General features: G+C 52.0%; 14 protein-coding genes. 10 read left to right on the top strand and 4 right to left on the bottom strand.

Annotated elements, in window-relative coordinates; genetic code table 11:
* The first annotated feature begins 69 nt into the window (after nucleotides 1-69).
* The 7 genes from priA (at nucleotide 70) to PSI9734_RS09020 (ending at nucleotide 8,254) form a co-directional block, all read left to right on the top strand.
* Entirely contained in the window at nucleotides 70-2,289 is a 2,220-nt protein-coding gene (priA, locus tag PSI9734_RS09050) for a primosomal protein N' (RefSeq protein ID WP_173920809.1), read from the top strand.
* Nucleotides 2,290-2,360: 71 nt separating this feature from the next.
* Nucleotides 2,361-4,103, top strand: a complete 1,743-nt coding sequence (argS, locus tag PSI9734_RS09045) for an arginine--tRNA ligase (RefSeq protein ID WP_173920807.1) — start codon at nucleotides 2,361-2,363, stop codon at nucleotides 4,101-4,103.
* A 2-nt stretch (nucleotides 4,104-4,105) separates the two neighbouring features.
* On the top strand, nucleotides 4,106-4,669 hold the full coding sequence (locus tag PSI9734_RS09040) for an SPOR domain-containing protein (protein ID WP_173920804.1): 564 nt from the start codon (nucleotides 4,106-4,108) through the stop codon (nucleotides 4,667-4,669).
* Nucleotides 4,670-4,751: 82 nt separating this feature from the next.
* A complete protein-coding gene (gene hslV, locus PSI9734_RS09035; RefSeq protein WP_173920802.1) occupies nucleotides 4,752-5,288 on the top strand; it encodes an ATP-dependent protease subunit HslV in 537 nt (178 codons plus the stop codon).
* Nucleotides 5,281-6,612 (top strand): ATP-dependent protease ATPase subunit HslU, encoded by a 1,332-nt coding sequence (hslU, locus tag PSI9734_RS09030; RefSeq protein WP_173920800.1) that lies wholly within the window; start codon nucleotides 5,281-5,283, stop codon nucleotides 6,610-6,612. The genes hslV and hslU overlap by 8 nt, the downstream gene beginning before the upstream one ends.
* 111 nt (nucleotides 6,613-6,723) lie before the next feature.
* On the top strand, nucleotides 6,724-7,209 hold the full coding sequence (gene rraA / locus PSI9734_RS09025; RefSeq protein WP_173920798.1) for a ribonuclease E activity regulator RraA: 486 nt from the start codon (nucleotides 6,724-6,726) through the stop codon (nucleotides 7,207-7,209).
* A gap of 4 nt (nucleotides 7,210-7,213) precedes the next feature.
* The gene (locus PSI9734_RS09020; protein ID WP_173920796.1) at nucleotides 7,214-8,254 is read left to right on the top strand and encodes a formimidoylglutamase; all 1,041 of its coding nucleotides are present in this window, start codon (nucleotides 7,214-7,216) and stop codon (nucleotides 8,252-8,254) included.
* Here PSI9734_RS09020 and hutI read toward each other — a convergent pair.
* Entirely contained in the window at nucleotides 8,242-9,450 is a 1,209-nt protein-coding gene (hutI, locus tag PSI9734_RS09015) for an imidazolonepropionase (RefSeq protein WP_173920795.1), read from the bottom strand. The genes PSI9734_RS09020 and hutI overlap by 13 nt on opposite strands.
* A gap of 93 nt (nucleotides 9,451-9,543) precedes the next feature.
* Here hutI and hutC point away from each other — a divergent pair, with 93 nt between their 5' ends.
* From hutC to hutH, 3 genes are read left to right on the top strand one after another with little or no spacing between them, the layout of a single operon-like run.
* Nucleotides 9,544-10,263 carry a histidine utilization transcriptional repressor HutC gene (gene hutC / locus PSI9734_RS09010; RefSeq protein WP_173920793.1) on the top strand — a complete coding sequence of 240 codons (720 nt, stop codon included), beginning with the start codon at nucleotides 9,544-9,546 and terminating at the stop codon, nucleotides 10,261-10,263.
* Nucleotides 10,264-10,295: 32 nt separating this feature from the next.
* Nucleotides 10,296-11,972, top strand: coding sequence for a urocanate hydratase (hutU, locus tag PSI9734_RS09005; protein WP_173920792.1), 1,677 nt, complete (start codon nucleotides 10,296-10,298; stop codon nucleotides 11,970-11,972).
* Nucleotides 11,972-13,507 (top strand): histidine ammonia-lyase, encoded by a 1,536-nt coding sequence (gene hutH, locus PSI9734_RS09000; protein WP_173920791.1) that lies wholly within the window; start codon nucleotides 11,972-11,974, stop codon nucleotides 13,505-13,507. The genes hutU and hutH overlap by 1 nt, the downstream gene beginning before the upstream one ends.
* Here hutH and PSI9734_RS08995 read toward each other — a convergent pair.
* The 3 genes from PSI9734_RS08995 to PSI9734_RS08985 are packed head-to-tail and all read right to left on the bottom strand — an operon-like array spanning nucleotide 13,504 to nucleotide 15,733.
* Complete coding sequence (locus PSI9734_RS08995; RefSeq protein WP_173920789.1) at nucleotides 13,504-14,430, bottom strand: bifunctional GNAT family N-acetyltransferase/hotdog fold thioesterase; 927 nt, start codon at nucleotides 14,428-14,430, stop codon at nucleotides 13,504-13,506. The genes hutH and PSI9734_RS08995 overlap by 4 nt on opposite strands.
* 3 nt (nucleotides 14,431-14,433) lie before the next feature.
* Nucleotides 14,434-14,880, bottom strand: coding sequence for a D-aminoacyl-tRNA deacylase (dtd, locus tag PSI9734_RS08990; protein ID WP_173920787.1), 447 nt, complete (start codon nucleotides 14,878-14,880; stop codon nucleotides 14,434-14,436).
* Nucleotides 14,840-15,733 (bottom strand): virulence factor BrkB family protein, encoded by an 894-nt coding sequence (locus PSI9734_RS08985; RefSeq protein ID WP_173920786.1) that lies wholly within the window; start codon nucleotides 15,731-15,733, stop codon nucleotides 14,840-14,842. The genes dtd and PSI9734_RS08985 overlap by 41 nt, the downstream gene beginning before the upstream one ends.
* Nucleotides 15,734-15,766: the final 33 nt, after the last annotated feature.

Genomic DNA, 15,766 nt, shown 5'->3' with positions numbered 1-15,766 from the left:
AAGCTTGATAAATGATCAAGCACAGGATCGTGCTTGCGCCGATGCTTTTAGCACCGCACAATAGCAGCTATGAATGCAGCCATAAAAGCAGCCCAGAGCACTCCTCCGACTCCCTCAAGTAACGTCATTCAAGTGGCGGTTCCAGTGCCCCTTGCGCGTCTTTTCGACTACGACTGTGCAACGGTACCGGCCACTGGTGCGCGCATTCAAGTGCCGTTTGGTTCGCGCCAATTAGTCGGGTTTTGTATGGGACCTGTGGAACCCACCGCCAGTGCTTATAAACGAAAATCGGTAGCGCGCATTATTGATGACGAAAGGATTCTCACCGAGCCGGTGTGGCAGTTGCTCAATTGGGCCGCCGATTACTATCAGCACCCGTTGGGTGAAGTACTTGCGCACGGGCTGCCCGTATTCCTACGCCAAGGGGAAGCCGCGAACTACCAAACTACGCAGGCGTACCGGGCCACAACGGCTGGCCAGCAGCTCGAGTTAAACGACCTACGACGCGCGAAGCAACAACAACGTTTGCTTGCAGCGCTACGAGCCAATGCATTGCTGCGGCGTGACATTGTCGCACAGGAATTTTCGCTCTCGGCATTGAAAGCACTCATCGACAAACAGTTGATTGAGGTTTTCCAGCATCAACCTAGCACCCAACGTGACTGGACCTTTGCCATTGGCAGCGAGCCGTTGCAGTTAAACCCTGAACAAGCACTTGCGGTAGCCGCGATTGGGGCGGCGCAGCGCCCGCAAACGTATTTGCTTGAAGGGGTCACGGGCAGCGGGAAAACCGAAGTCTACTTGCAGGCCATGGCCGAAGTGCTACGCAAGGGCAAACAAGTGTTGGTGATTGTGCCAGAGATAGGCTTAACACCGCAAACCTTACAGCGTTTTCAGAAGCGCTTTGCAGTACCGATTGTGATGTTGCATTCGGCGCTTACAGATCGAGAACGACTAGACGCCTGGTTGGATGCCAAAAATGGTGCAGCAGCCATCGTCATCGGCACACGTTCGGCGATTTTCACTCCGTTTTCGCGACTCGGCATGATCGTCATCGACGAGGAGCACGACAGCTCGCTAAAGCAGCAAGAAGGCTTCCGCTATCATGCTCGAGACCTTGCGGTTGTGCGGGGGCATAAAGAGCAGGTGCCGGTGATTTTAGGCTCAGCAACGCCGTCGCTAGAAAGCATCAACAACGTCACTCAACAGCGTTACGCGCACTTGCAACTGACCCAACGCGCGGGGCAAGCTCGGCCCACGCGGCATAGCGTGGTCGACATAAAGCAAATGCCACTAAAAGCTGGGTTGTCGGTACCTTTGATTGAGCGTATGCGGGAAGAGCTCGCACGTGGTCAACAGGTACTGGTGTTTATTAACCGGCGAGGTTTTGCACCAGCACTACTCTGCCATGAGTGTGGCTGGCTAGCCCAATGTCGTCGCTGCGACGCCTATTATACGGTGCATCAACGGCAACAGTTGCTGCAATGCCATCATTGCGGTGATCAACAGCGCTTACCGGCCCAATGTCACGACTGTGGCTCAACGCAGTTGGTCGGGCGAGGGGTTGGCACAGAGCAGCTGGAACAGAGCCTAACCGAGCTGTTTCCTGATTACCCGGTGCTGCGTATCGATCGTGACAGCACTCGCAAAAAAGGCAGTCTGCAGCAGCACCTCGCCGATGCGACCGAGAACAAGTATCCGCTGTTGGTAGGCACGCAAATGATTGCCAAAGGACATCACTTTCCGCATGTGACTTTAGTCGCCATGCTTGATATTGATGGGGCGCTGTACAGTGCAGACTTCCGTGCCGCCGAGCGCCTTGGTCAATTGATTACCCAAGTCGCCGGTCGCGCTGGGCGTGCGAGTGCGCCCGGGACTGTTGTATTGCAAACTCATCACCCAGATCATGATTTATTACAAGACCTTATTCAAAATGGTTATGCGGCGTTTGCGCGCTCGCTACTCAAAGAGCGCGAGCTAACGCAACTGCCGCCATTTGGCCAACTGGCGTTGTTTCGCGCCGAAGCCCACGAGGCACAGCATGCGCAGGCAGCGTTGCAAGCAATTGCCCAACACTTGCCGACGCACCCTGAGGTGACCGTGTTAGGTCCGATGCCAGCGGTGATGGAACGACGTGCTGGGCGCTATCGTTATCAGTTGCTGCTACAATGCCAACAACGCGGTTTACGGCAGCAACTGTTGCAGCATTGTTTACCGCAGTTAACGCAGCTCGCTGAGCTACGTCGCGTGCGCTGGTCGTTGGATGTCGATCCGCAAGATTTTAGCTAGTTAGCAAAGGTTTTTTTTCTGCTGAGAAGCAAGTAAAATGCCGCTTCCCGAATTTCACAAGGTTGGATGTAATGAAAGAGCAGTTGGAGCAACTATTAGCGGCCGCGGTGGCCACCCTAAAACAGCAAGGTACGTTACCGGCCGACGTGAGTCCGCGCATCCAACTGGACCGTCCGCGTGATAAAAGCCATGGTGACTTTGCGACCAACCTCGCGTTGATGCTTGCCAAACCCGCTGGTATGAACCCACGGGCACTGGCAGAAGCGTTGCTGGCAGCACTGCCGGAAAATAACCTGGTTGCAGATGCAAGTATCGCGGGCCCCGGTTTTATCAACTTTGTCGTTAGCCAAGCGCAACTTATCCAACAACTTGAGCACGCCTACCAAGACCCCAAGACGGGTGTGCAAACAGCTGAGCAAAGCAAACGCATTGTGATTGATTATTCGTCGCCGAACCTTGCTAAAGAAATGCATGTGGGTCACCTGCGCTCAGCCATTATTGGCGATGCAGTTGCGCGGGTCGAAGAGTTTTTAGGGCATACAGTGGTGCGACAAAACCATGTCGGCGACTGGGGAACCCAGTTCGGTATGCTGCTAGCGCACATGGAAGAGCTCGAAGGCAAAGAGTTGGCGATGGAACTCAGCAACTTGGAAACCTTCTACAAAGCCGCAAAACAACGCTTTGACGAAAGCCCGGAGTTCGCGAACCGTGCCCGCGAGTTGGTGGTCGCTTTACAGTCGGGTGATGCGAAGTGCGCAGCCTTGTGGCAACAGTTCATCGACGTTTCGCTGAGTCACTGCCAAGAGGTTTACGACCGCTTGGGGGTGCAACTTACGCGTGACGACGTGATGGCAGAAAGCGCTTATAACGACGACTTAGCAAATGTGGTCGCCGACCTTCGTGCGCAAGGGCTACTGGTCGAAGACCAAGGTGCGCAGTGTGTCTTCCTTGATGAATTCAAAAACAAAGAAGGCGAACCATTGCCGGTGATCGTGCAAAAATCTGGCGGTGGCTATTTATACGCCACCACTGACTTGGCGGCCGTACGGTATCGTCAAAATGTGCTCAACGGTGACCACCTGATGTACTTCGTAGACCAGCGTCAGGGCTTGCACTTCCAACAAATATTCACCTTGGCCAAGAAAGCTGGTTTTGCCCGAGCTGATCTGCAAATGGACCACTATGGCTTCGGTACGGTGATGGGCAAAGATGGCCGCCCTTACAAGAGCCGTGATGGCGGTGTGACCAAACTTGCTGACCTACTCGACCAAGCAGAAGCGCGGGCCTTAGCTCTGCTGCAAGAGAAAAATACAGATTTGACTGAAGCTCAACAAGCCCAGGTCGCGAAAGTAGTTGGCATCAGCTCCGTCAAGTACGCTGACTTATCGAAGAATCGTACCAGTGACTATATTTTCGACTGGGACACAATGCTAAGCTTCGAAGGCAACACGGCGCCTTATTTGCTTTATGCTTTCACCCGGGTGATGAGTGTGTTTGCCAAAGCAGGCGTTGAGCCGACCAACTTAGCGGGCGAATTTGTGTTAAACGACGAACGTGAGCAGACCTTAGCGAATACCTTAGTACGTTTCAACGAAGTGGTTCATTCGGTTGCGAACAAGGCGATGCCACACTTCCTCTGCGGCTATTTATTCGAGTTGGCGGGTGCCTTTTCAAGCTTTTATGAAGCCTGCCCAATTTTGCAAGCAGAAGACTCGGCGGTAAAACAGAGCCGTTTGAAACTTGCGGCACTGACCGCAAAAACCTTAGAGCAAGGGCTTCAGTTGCTTGGTATTGACACCTTGGAAAAAATGTAAGCATGGATTACGCAAACCGGAAACGACCGGCCAAACGAAAACCTGCGCCGCAAAAGCGCAAGAGCAACGCAAAGTCACAACGCCAAGTACCTTGGGGCGTGGTGGTTTTGGCGGTGCTGTTGGTGGCCGCGTTAGTGGGTGGTTTGCGATTTATTGCCGGTGGTAAAAGCGATGAAGCTACACCACCAGCGCCACAGCAAGCGACAGATACGCCAGATCAGTCGGCTGAAGTTGTTGCTGAACCTATGCCAGAGAAGCCACAGGAACGTTGGCAGTACATTGAAGAGCTGGAAAATCTTGAGGTAGAGGTTGATGTTCCTGAACGCGAATTGGGGCCGCCAAAGTTAATGCAGTGTGGCTCTTTTCGGAAACAAGCTGATGCCGAGCGATTGCGCGCGGCGATTGCCCTGCAAGGGTTGGAGAGCAAAGTCTACCCTTCCAACAATAACACTTGGTACCGCGTAGTGTTGGGTCCTTACGAAACCAAACGAGATGCCGAAGCTGATCGCCATAAACTACAACGGGCGCGCATCCATGGTTGTCAAATTTGGAACTGGAACCTTTAATCGTTAGTTTCGGTAAACGCCATTGAATTCATAGATTATGCCCTCATAACTGCTTGCATAGAGCAAACAAGAGGATGTATTTGTGACTACAATCGTATCTGTCCGTCGCGGTGACAAAGTTGTCATCGGTGGCGATGGCCAAGTATCACTTGGCAACACTGTCATGAAAGGTAACGCACGCAAGGTGCGTCGTTTATATAACGATCAGGTACTGGCTGGATTTGCCGGCGGTACCGCCGATGCTTTCACCTTATTTGAACGTTTTGAGGCAAAACTCGAGCAACATCAGGGGAACTTGATGCGCGCCGCGGTGGAACTCGCCAAAGACTGGCGTACCGATCGTGCGCTGCGGCGCTTGGAAGCCTTACTGGCGGTCGCCGATAAACATACGTCGCTGATCATTACCGGTAACGGTGACGTGGTTCAGCCCGAACGTGATTTAATCGCAATAGGTTCCGGCGGCCCCTTCGCACAAGCTGCGGCGACCGCAATGCTAGATACCACCGAGCTAGATGCCAAAGAAATTGTCGAGCGCGCCTTGACCATTGCGGGTGATATCTGTGTGTATACCAATAGTCACCAAACCATTGAAGAACAGGAGTCTGTGGCCAATGTCTGATATGACCCCACGTGAAATCGTCGATGAATTAAATCGTCACATTATTGGCCAAGACAACGCCAAAAAAGCGGTAGCGGTGGCGTTACGAAACCGCTGGCGCCGTATGCAGTTAGACGACGAACTGCGCCAAGAAGTGACCCCGAAGAACATTTTGATGATCGGCCCAACAGGTGTTGGTAAAACCGAAATCGCGCGCCGCTTAGCGAAGCTGGCCAAAGCACCTTTTATTAAGGTTGAGGCGACGAAGTTTACTGAAGTGGGCTATGTCGGCAAAGAAATTGAATCGATAGTGCGCGACTTGACCGACACTGCGGTGAAACAAACGCGCGAGCAGATGATGAAGAAAGTACGTTTTCGCGCCGAAGAAGCCGCCGAAGACCGGATTTTAGATGCTCTATTACCGCCCGCCAAAGGCTGGGCCGATGAAGAAAAAACCGAACACGAGCAAAGTAACACTCGCCAAGTGTTCCGCAAAAAATTACGCGAAGGTAAGCTCGACGACAAAGAAATTGAAATCGATTTAGCGATGCCGCAAATGGGCGTTGAGATCATGACCCCGCCGGGCATGGAAGAAATGACCTCGCAGTTGCAAAATATGTTTCAAAGCCTCGGCAAGGACAAAAGTAAGCCGCGTAAACTGAAAATCAAAGACGCCTTCAAACAACTGGTGGAAGAAGAAGCGGCCAAAATGCTCAATCCCGAAGAGGTGAAAGAGCAGGCCCTACACTCGGTAGAGCAAAACGGTATTGTTTTTCTTGATGAAGTTGACAAGATCTGTAAACGCTCAGACAGTAACGGCCCCGATGTGTCGCGCGAAGGGGTACAGCGTGACTTGTTACCGCTGGTAGAAGGTACGACGGTCTCAACCAAGCACGGCATGGTTAAAACCGATCATATTCTGTTTATCGCCTCGGGCGCGTTTCAAATGACCAAGCCCTCGGATTTAATACCGGAACTACAGGGCCGTTTACCTATTCGGGTTGAGCTTGATGCGCTCACAAGTGGTGACTTTGTCCGTATTTTAACCGAACCAAGCGCCTCGTTGACCACCCAGTACATTGCCTTAATGCAAACTGAAGGCGTCACGGTTGAATTTACCGAGGACGGTATTCAGCGTATTGCCGAAACCGCCTTTCACGTCAATGAGACAACCGAGAATATCGGGGCACGTCGCTTACACACAGTGCTTGAACGACTTATGGAAGAAGTCTCGTTCGGCGCCAGTGATTTGCAGGGGCAGAAAGTCAGCATTGATGCAGCTTATGTTGACCAGCATTTAGGTCAGCTTGCACAAGACGAAGATCTCAGCCGCTTCATTTTATAGCGGCTGACATCAGTGTTTTGCGTTGTGCCTTTTGTAGCGGCGATTTAGCGGCTATACTGTCGCTGAAACCATCCTTCTCATAGCAATGACGTAATCAGTAGGGGACTAGCAATGGAATACAATACTTCGGAACTTTGCGATCTTTACCCCGACATGGTCGATGTGGTGGAGCCAATGTTTGTTCACTACGGTGGACGTGTATCATTCGGCGGCCGCTTGGTCACTGTAAAATGCTTTGAAGACAAAGGCGTCATCGAAGAGGTTGTACAACAGCCGGGCACGGGAAAAGTGCTACTGATTGATGGTGGCGGCTCAAACCGTCGCGCCTTGATCGACGTGGCCGTTGCTGAACTCGCGTTAGATAACGACTGGGAAGGCATTATTTGTTACGGCGCCGTGCGCGACGTCGACGCCATTGATGAGCTTGATATTGGCATTATGGCCATCACCTCGATTCCTGTCGGCGCGCCGGCTGAAGCCGTGGGTGATGTGGATGTGCCGGTTAACTTTGGTGGTGTCACCTTCCTACCTGACGATCATATTTATGCTGATAATACCGGCGTGATCTTGTCACCAGAGCCACTTGATATCGACTAACCTTATGTATCTTACTTGCTGTGATCCTAGTGCGTGGTGTACGCCACGCGAGGGCGAAGTTCGTCTCGGACAAACCGTGCAGGCGCTGCCACAACAAGCGAACTTAGACAGTTATGCGAGTGCCCTCGCACACGCCTATGAACAAGGCGCGCGAATTGCCATTTTAGGTGTTCCCGAAGGTATTGGACCACGAGGCAATTTAGGCCGAGGCGGGGCGGAAACAGCTTGGAATGCAGCCCTCAAGGGGTTTTGTAACCTGCAAGCCACGCCTTTTATTGCTAGCCAAGACTTACTCATGGTCGGCCAGGTTGAATGCCACGACTTACAGCAACAGGCGGACGCACTACGCACCAATGATGCAAGCCAAGTAAATCGTTTACGTGAGCTCTGCAGTGAGCTTGATCAACGAGTTATGCAAGCGTTAGTGCCGCTCTTCCAAGCCGGTTTTGAAGTGATCTTAATTGGCGGTGGTCACAACAATGCCTACCCTCTTTTGCGCAGCCTAAGCGAAGCCACCGATACCGCAGTTGCGGCGATGAACCTTGACCCCCACGCTGATTTTCGTGCCCGCGAAGGGCGTCATAGTGGTAATGGCTTTAGTTACGCGTGTACCGACGGTTTTTTAGCGAACTATCATGTGGTTGGTTTGCATGAAGGTAAGAACAACGCCGAAAGCTTACGACAATTAGCCGACGCCGGCTTTACCTACACCAGCATTCATCAGTTGTATCAAAGCAATTGGAACGAACAGTTAGCTGCGCTGCGCGTGCAAGCTGATACTTGGCAACGGCCGCTAGGTATTGAAGTTGATGTGGATGCCTTGCAAGGCGTGCCTGCCAGCGCTATCAATTTCAATGGCTTAACCATTGCGCAAGGCTACTCCTACATAGCAGAGCTGGCTGCGGTGCCGCATAGTCGTTATTTGCATTTAGCTGAAGCGGCGCCGAGCTTACACCCCGCGGGAAGAGAAGCGGGCGATGCTGCCATCGCCCAACTGATTAGTGAGTTAGTGCTTGCTTACTTGCATGGCTATCAACGGCGGTGACCGTGATGCCAGCATGCCGCTAATTGCTGACCACCATACTGGTAAGTCAGTTCGGCGGGGTCGCTGCAATTCCACAGGCATAAATCAGCTTTTAAACCCGCTTTCACTTGCCCTCTGTCGCTGTACCCTAATGCTTTAGCTGCATTACAGGTCACGCCTCGTAAACATTCCTCAGGCGTCATTCGGAACAACGTAGCGCCCATTTGCAGCATTAGCTGCAAGCTCAAAATCGGCGAGGTGCCCGGGTTGGCATCGGTCGCTAAGGCAATGGGTACTTGGTAGTCACGCAGTAGTTCTAGGGGTGGCAACTTTGTTTCGCGTAAGAAATAGAACGCTCCGGGTAATAACACCGCCACCGTGCCGCTCTCAGCCATGGCTTTCACCCCAGTTTCGTCTAAATATTCTAGGTGGTCGCAGGACAGTGCTTGATAACGCGCGGCAAGCGCGCTGCCATTTTGGTTACTTAATTGTTCAGCGTGTAATTTTACTGGTAGCCCGAGTTCTTTTGCCTTGGTGAAAACCCGTTCGGTTTGAGCGGGGCTAAAACCGACTGATTCACAAAAGGCGTCAACGGCATCGGCCAGCCCTTCGCCCGCAAGGGTAGGCAGGATCTCATTGACGACCAGATCAATATAGTCATCGCCTTGGTCTTTAAATTCAGGCGGTAAGGCATGCGCGGCAAGCAAGGTGGTGGTGACTGTTACGGGGTAGTCTTGCGCAAGTTGACGTGCGGCTCTTAGTTGTTTGCGTTCATCAGCAAGCGATAAACCGTAACCCGATTTAATCTCGACGGTGGTGACGCCGTCAGCCATTAACGACTGCAGGCGTGGGGCACTTAGCTCAACTAACTCGGCTTCCGTTGCCGCTCGCGTCGCGCGCACCGTCGCGGCAATACCGCCACCGGCGGCAGCTATATCGGCGTAACTGGCCCCGTGCAAACGTCGCGCGAACTCGTCAGCGCGCGAACCCGCCCAAACCAAATGAGTGTGACAGTCAATCAGCCCCGGGGTTAGCAGCTTACCTTCGCCGTCAATTACTTCACACTCAGGTTCAGTTGCGGGAGCTTGTGCTGCAGGGCCAACATAGCTAATCGTATCGCCTTCAAGGCAAACCACGGCATCATGCAGCAAGCCGTAACCATCACCCTCAAGAGTGGCGACTGAAACATTTTTTATGCATTGTTTTGCCTGAGTCATACAACTTTCTCCCTTAACTCTCTTGTATATACAATTACAGTTGCCTACACTCTAGCACATCATTGCAGAAACCACATAAAGGTAAGCAATCTGATGGCTAAATTTTCATCTATTAAGCAGCATATTTACAGCAAGATCGCTTCGGGCGAATGGCCAGAGAACCATCCGGTCAGCTCCGAAAATGCCTTAGCTCAGCAATTTAAGGTGAGCCGCATGACCGCGCGGCGAGCGTTACAGGAGCTTTCTGATGAAGGGCTGGTGATCCGCACCAAGGGCTCAGGCACGTTCGTGGCACCGATAAAGTCCCAGACCTCGTTTATGGCGATTCGTAACATTGCGGATGAAATACGTGCCCGCCAGCACGACTATCATTCCCAAGTTCATGTGCTGCGCAAAGAAGCCGCATCGGATCTGGTTGCCGAAATGCTTAATTTGCAGCCCGGTGAAACGGTATTTCATTCGGTGATTAGCCATTTTGAAAATGACCTGCCGGTGCAGGTTGAAGAGCGCTATGTGAATCCAAGTTTAGCCAGTGACTATCTGCAACAAGATTACCAGCAACTGACCCCCCATGAGTATTTGTGTGAGGTGTCACCGCTGACCGAAGCAAGCCATCAAATAGAAGCCGTAGCGCCAAGCCCACAGCTGTGTCAATGGCTTCACTTGGTGCGACCAGAGCCTTGCTTACGTATTCATCGCCGCACATGGAGTGCGGAAGGCGTAGTGACCTACGCCATTCTAACGCACCCAGGCTCACGCTTTAGTCTGGGTGGGCATTTACAGTTTGGTGCAGTGCCGGTCACTGCATCCTAGTACTCTGTTTTAATGAAGGAAGGAACACAATCATGAGCTTTACCCGACTCGATAGAAGCCGTACGATTCGCGCGCCCCGCGGTAGCGAACTAACAACGCAAAATTGGCAAATTGAAGCTGCCAAACGTATGTTAATGAACAACCTTGATGCTGAAGTGGCAGAGCACCCGCATGCGTTAGTCGTGTATGGTGGTATTGGCCGTGCAGCGCGTAGTTGGGAAAGCTACGACAAAATTGTCGAAGTGCTGGATCGTCTGAAACCTACTGAAACTTTACTGATTCAATCCGGTAAACCAGTGGGTGTTTTTCCAACGCACGCCGATGCCCCGCGCGTGCTCATTGCCAATTCAAACTTAGTACCCGAATGGGCAACCTGGGAGCACTTTAACGAGCTCGATAAAAAAGGTTTGATGATGTACGGTCAAATGACTGCTGGCTCATGGATCTATATCGGTTCACAAGGCATCGTGCAGGGTACCTATGAGACCTTTGTGTCGGTGGCTAAACAGCATTTCAATGGCGAAACGAAAGGCCGTTGGGTACTGACCGGTGGCCTTGGTGGTATGGGCGGCGCGCAGCCACTCGCGGCAACTATGGCTGGCTATAACATGCTGGCGGTGGAAGTAGACGAGTCGCGTATCGATTTTCGTTTGCGGACGCGTTATGTCGATCATAAAGCGACCTCCCTCGATGAAGCACTGGAACTGCTCGACCAAGCGAAGCAAGAAGGCCGCGCAATTTCTGTTGGCTTGCTAGGTAATGCGGCTGATGTCTATGCCGAACTGGTGGAACGCAACATCACCCCAGATGTGGTAACCGACCAAACGTCTGCGCATGACCCGCTACACGGTTATTTACCACAAGGCTGGACCTTAGACGACTATAAAGCCAAGCAGGAAAGTGAGCCAGAAGCGACCGTTTTAGCCGCGAAAAAATCAATGGCAGTGCAAGTTGAAGCAATGTTGACGCTGCAACAGCGTGGTGCTGCAACCCTCGATTATGGCAATAATATTCGACAAATGGCTAAAGACGTCGGCGTTGAGCATGCGTTTGATTTCCCAGGCTTTGTGCCGGCCTATATTCGTCCGCTGTTTTGCGAAGGTATTGGCCCGTTCCGCTGGGTGGCGTTGTCGGGTGACCCCGAAGATATTTACAAGACCGATGCCAAGGTTAAGGAACTTATTCCTGACGACCCGCATCTGCACAATTGGCTGGACATGGCGCGTGAGCGAATTAGCTTCCAAGGGCTACCATCGCGGATCTGTTGGATTGGTCTAAAAGACCGTGCGCGTTTAGCCAAAGCCTTTAATGAAATGGTGAAAAGCGGTGAGCTTTCCGCACCTATCGTCATTGGTCGTGATCATCTTGATTCCGGCTCAGTGGCAAGCCCTAACCGAGAAACCGAAAGCATGGCAGATGGCTCTGATGCGGTTTCTGATTGGCCGTTGTTGAATGCCTTGTTGAACACCGCGGGTGGGGCAACCTGGGTAAGCTTACATCACGGCGGTGGTGTCGGTATGGGCTACTCACAGCACGCCGGTGTGGTGATTGTTGCTGACGGCACCGATGCCGCAGCGGAACGCATTGGCCGGGTATTATGGAATGACCCAGGTACCGGTGTCATGCGTCATGCAGATGCAGGCTATGACATCGCCATTCAGTGTGCCAAAGAACAAGGCTTAGACTTACCTATGGTGGAGGACAAATAATGGCTGTAATGACTCTACAACCTGGAACGTTGACGCGGACTCAGTTGCGTCAATGGTGGCAAGCACCCCAACAACTAGCGTTACACGATGATGCGAAAGCGGCTATCAAGCGCTCTGCAGAAACAGTAGAAGACGTGCTTGCCGCCGGCAAAGTCGTGTACGGTATTAACACTGGTTTTGGTTTGTTAGCAAACACCCGAATTCCACCTGAAAAGCTAGAAGATCTGCAGCGCCGTATTGTTCTGTCACACGCTGCCGGTACCGGTCAGCTGATGGATGACACCGTCGTACGACTGATGCTGCTGTTAAAAATCAACTCGTTGAGCCGCGGCTTTTCGGGTATTCGTCAGGTGGTTATCGACGCGCTGATGGAACTGCTTAATCACCAAATGTACCCATGTGTACCGAGCAAAGGCTCCGTAGGCGCTTCGGGCGATTTAGCGCCATTAGCGCACTTGGTGTTGCCATTAATTGGCGAGGGGCGGGTACGTTACAAAGGTGAGATCTATGACGCGGTTGAGGGTCTGGCTAAAATTGGCATGCAGCCGATAGCGCTGGCGCCAAAAGAAGGTTTGGCCCTGTTAAATGGTACGCAAGCTTCTACCGCTCTTGCCCTGCACGGCTTATTCCAAATTGAACGGGTGTATCACAGCGCGTTAGTGGCCGGTGCTATGTCCGTTGAAGCTGCGATGGGTTCGCGCGCACCTTTTGATGCACGCATCCATGAGGTGCGCGGTCAGCCGGGTCAAATTGCTGTGGCGGCGACGTTCCGTGAGCTCCTCAGTGAGACCTCAGAAATCGGCCAAGATCATGAGAACTGTGAAAAGGTACAAGACCCCTACTCGTTGCGTTGTCAGCCACAGGTGATGGGCGCTATCTATGATCAGCTTCAGCATGCCAGCTCCGTATTAACGCGCGAAGCCAATGGCGTAACCGACAACCCATTAGTGTTCCATGACAATGGTGACATTATTTCCGGTGGTAACTTCCATGCCGAGCCGGTGGCATTAGCTGCCGATAGCCTCGCCATCGCTGCCAGTGAAATTGGTGCGCTTTCTGAACGCCGTAGTGCGCTGCTGATCGATCACCATCTGAGTAAACTACCACCGTTTTTAGTGAATGACGGCGGTGTCAACTCTGGCTTTATGTTAGCGCAGGTGACTGCAGCAGCCTTAGCATCAGAGAATAAAACGTTGGCGCATCCAGCTTCGGTCGATAGCCTACCGACTTCAGCGAACCAAGAAGATCATGTCTCGATGGCCACCTTTGCTGCGCGTCGTCTTACGGATATCGCCGAAAATGTACGCGATATCGTCGCCATTGAGTTATTAGAGGCGGCACAAGGTATCGACTTCCGGCGGCCACTAAAAGCTTCGAAAGCGGTGGAAAAAGCGCATAGCTTAGTGCGTGAAAAGGTCGCGTATTATGACCAAGATCGCTACTTTGCACCCGATATTGAAGCGGCTGCGGCACTTATTTATAGTGGCGATTTATCACAGTTAGTTACCACTGGAGCTGTCTTAGAGGACGTTTAAGCGTCCTCTTCTTTTGGTGTTTGTTGGCGTTTGGCGAGAACCACGAATTGGCCGGTAAACTCGGCCACTGGCTGATCGCCATCAAACACTTGCGACTTCAAGTGAACGCGCGCATTTTGCCCACGTTCAAGGCTCGACAAGTCGCCGTTCATATCGATGACGCGAGCTACTGCGCGAGGTTCCCGCGACACTGGCTTGTGGTAATGGATGTTACCATCGGCTAACACCACCGCTCCTGGTAACTCTCGCTCACGTAATTGCAAGTGTAAAAGCCCCCAGCAGGTTAAGGTCGCAAGCGAATAAATGCTGCCGGCAAACATGGTGCCATGCACATTGATGTTGCGAGATAGTTGCGCATTGGTTTCAAATTCCCGCCCCGTATACTGTCGAATACGAATACCCATAGTTTCAGAAATTGGGATATCGCCGTGCCAGGTATTTTGCAACTCTCGACACCAGTCGGGCCGGTAAGTGATGCGGTTATGCTCGGTCAAGACCTTGCGTAATTGGTGCTCTGCCGTAGGGTTGGCAACAGTGTCAGCTTCTTCCGCTAACTGATAACCGCACTTTTGATAAAAGCCCAAAGTATTGTCGCGTGAATTAATTACAATATGTTTCGCGCCTTCTTGGCGCGCAAACTGCTCTAACGCATAAACAATAGCTACACCATGCCCTTCACCGCGATGCTCGGGTGCCGAGGCCATAAACCGAATTTGGCCTTCATCGGGGTTATTGAAGTGCAAGCGACCGATAGCCACCGCCGCACCGGCATCATTGACCACCATACGATGATAACCGACCTGATCGTATTCATCTTGCTCTGAGCCCCGCGGGCGCTGAAAAGGCTCGCGCAGTACACGGTAGCGAAGGTCAAAATAGGTTTGCCATTCGGTATCAGAGGTTGGAATAATCACCTTATACATGGGCTAACTCTTCTCCGTATCAAGTAAAAAGGTGACCGGGCCATCATTCGTCAATGACACCTGCATGTCGGCTCCAAACTCGCCGGTCGCAACCTGAATACCCAGCTCTTGCAGTTGCGCGACGAACTCTTGGTAGAGCGGCTGCGCTTGAGCAGGCGGCGCAGCGCTGGAAAAACTAGGACGACGGCCGCTGGTAGTGGTGGCAGCTAAGGTGAATTGTGACACCACTAATGCTTGGCCGTTGATATCGCTTAAACTCAAATTCATTTTATCGTCGGCATCACTGAACATGCGATAACCCGCCACCCGAGCGGCGAGCTTCTGCGCCACTTGTTGATCATCGGATGGGGTTATACCTAGTAACACCAGTACGCCATCGTCAATCTGGGCAACGTTATCGCCGGCAATCTCAACTTGCGCTTTCGTCACCCGTTGTAGTAGCGCTTTCATCGTCGGTATCCTCAAAAAATTCTTCAATACTGGCGGTGAGTTCAGCGCCAATTAAGACAATGGTCCAAGACAAGAAGATCCACAGTAACAGAATTGGTATCGCGGCCAAAGCACCGTAAATGGCTTCGTAAGACGGGAACGCAGCAATATAGGCAGCGAAACCACCCTTACTTATTTCGAATAATACTGCGGCCAGCAAGGCGCCCCAAAAGGCGTGACGTACTTTGACGATACGGTTAGGTAACAGCACGTACATCAATAAAAAAGCGATCAACGAGGTGACGATAGGAATAAAGCTCAGCAGCGTGGTGCGTAACCCAGAGACATAATTATCGGCAAACGCCGTTAGGGATATTAAATACGAGCTGATGGCCATGCCTGAGCCCATTAGTAATGGACCCAGCGTAAGAATCATCCAGTACACTGCTAGTGCAACGGCTAAACGTCGGCGCTTCGGGTTACGCCAAATACGATTCATGGTGGCTTCGATGGTGGAGATCAAATTCACCGCCACGACGATAACAAACACCACCCCGATGGCGGTCATATTTGAAACGTTACCGATAAACTCATTGAGATAATTGGTAATTTCATCGCCAGAGGTTGGTAGTAAGTTGGCAAAAAGAAAGTTTTCCAGTTGGGTTTGTAACACCTCAAACATCGGGAACGCCGAAAAAATTGAGAACATCACCACCAGCAATGGCACCAGTGCCAACATACTGACAAAGGTTAAATGGCCCGCAATAATCGTGACTTTGTCGTCGAGACAGCGCTTGCCAAAGTATTTGCCGAACGCCAGCGCGATACTTAAACGTGCACGCCAAGCGGGTGGAGAAGCCGGTTCCTGGTTCATTGAGGTCCTTAATTTATACAAATGACTTACTAC

It is taken from the genome of Pseudidiomarina piscicola (assembly GCF_902806985.1).
In the GTDB taxonomy this organism is placed as follows: Bacteria; Pseudomonadota; Gammaproteobacteria; order Enterobacterales; family Alteromonadaceae; genus Pseudidiomarina; species Pseudidiomarina piscicola.
Note: the sequence above shows the minus strand (reverse complement) of the source record. Positions and strands in the feature narration are given on the sequence as shown.

Excerpts from the sequence above, each read along its gene's own strand:
- priA (WP_173920809.1), top strand. The coding sequence starts at position 70 with ATGAATGCAGCCATAAAAGCAGCCCAGAGCACTCCTCCGACTCCCTCA.
- argS (WP_173920807.1), top strand. The coding sequence starts at position 2,361 with ATGAAAGAGCAGTTGGAGCAACTATTAGCGGCCGCGGTGGCCACCCTA.
- PSI9734_RS09040 (WP_173920804.1), top strand. The coding sequence starts at position 4,106 with ATGGATTACGCAAACCGGAAACGACCGGCCAAACGAAAACCTGCGCCG.
- hslU (WP_173920800.1), top strand. The coding sequence starts at position 5,281 with ATGTCTGATATGACCCCACGTGAAATCGTCGATGAATTAAATCGTCAC.
- rraA (WP_173920798.1), top strand. The coding sequence starts at position 6,724 with ATGGAATACAATACTTCGGAACTTTGCGATCTTTACCCCGACATGGTC.
- PSI9734_RS09020 (WP_173920796.1), top strand. The coding sequence starts at position 7,214 with ATGTATCTTACTTGCTGTGATCCTAGTGCGTGGTGTACGCCACGCGAG.
- hutI (WP_173920795.1), bottom strand. The coding sequence starts at position 9,450 with ATGACTCAGGCAAAACAATGCATAAAAAATGTTTCAGTCGCCACTCTT.
- hutC (WP_173920793.1), top strand. The coding sequence starts at position 9,544 with ATGGCTAAATTTTCATCTATTAAGCAGCATATTTACAGCAAGATCGCT.
- hutU (WP_173920792.1), top strand. The coding sequence starts at position 10,296 with ATGAGCTTTACCCGACTCGATAGAAGCCGTACGATTCGCGCGCCCCGC.
- hutH (WP_173920791.1), top strand. The coding sequence starts at position 11,972 with ATGGCTGTAATGACTCTACAACCTGGAACGTTGACGCGGACTCAGTTG.
- PSI9734_RS08995 (WP_173920789.1), bottom strand. The coding sequence starts at position 14,430 with ATGTATAAGGTGATTATTCCAACCTCTGATACCGAATGGCAAACCTAT.
- dtd (WP_173920787.1), bottom strand. The coding sequence starts at position 14,880 with ATGAAAGCGCTACTACAACGGGTGACGAAAGCGCAAGTTGAGATTGCC.
- PSI9734_RS08985 (WP_173920786.1), bottom strand. The coding sequence starts at position 15,733 with ATGAACCAGGAACCGGCTTCTCCACCCGCTTGGCGTGCACGTTTAAGT.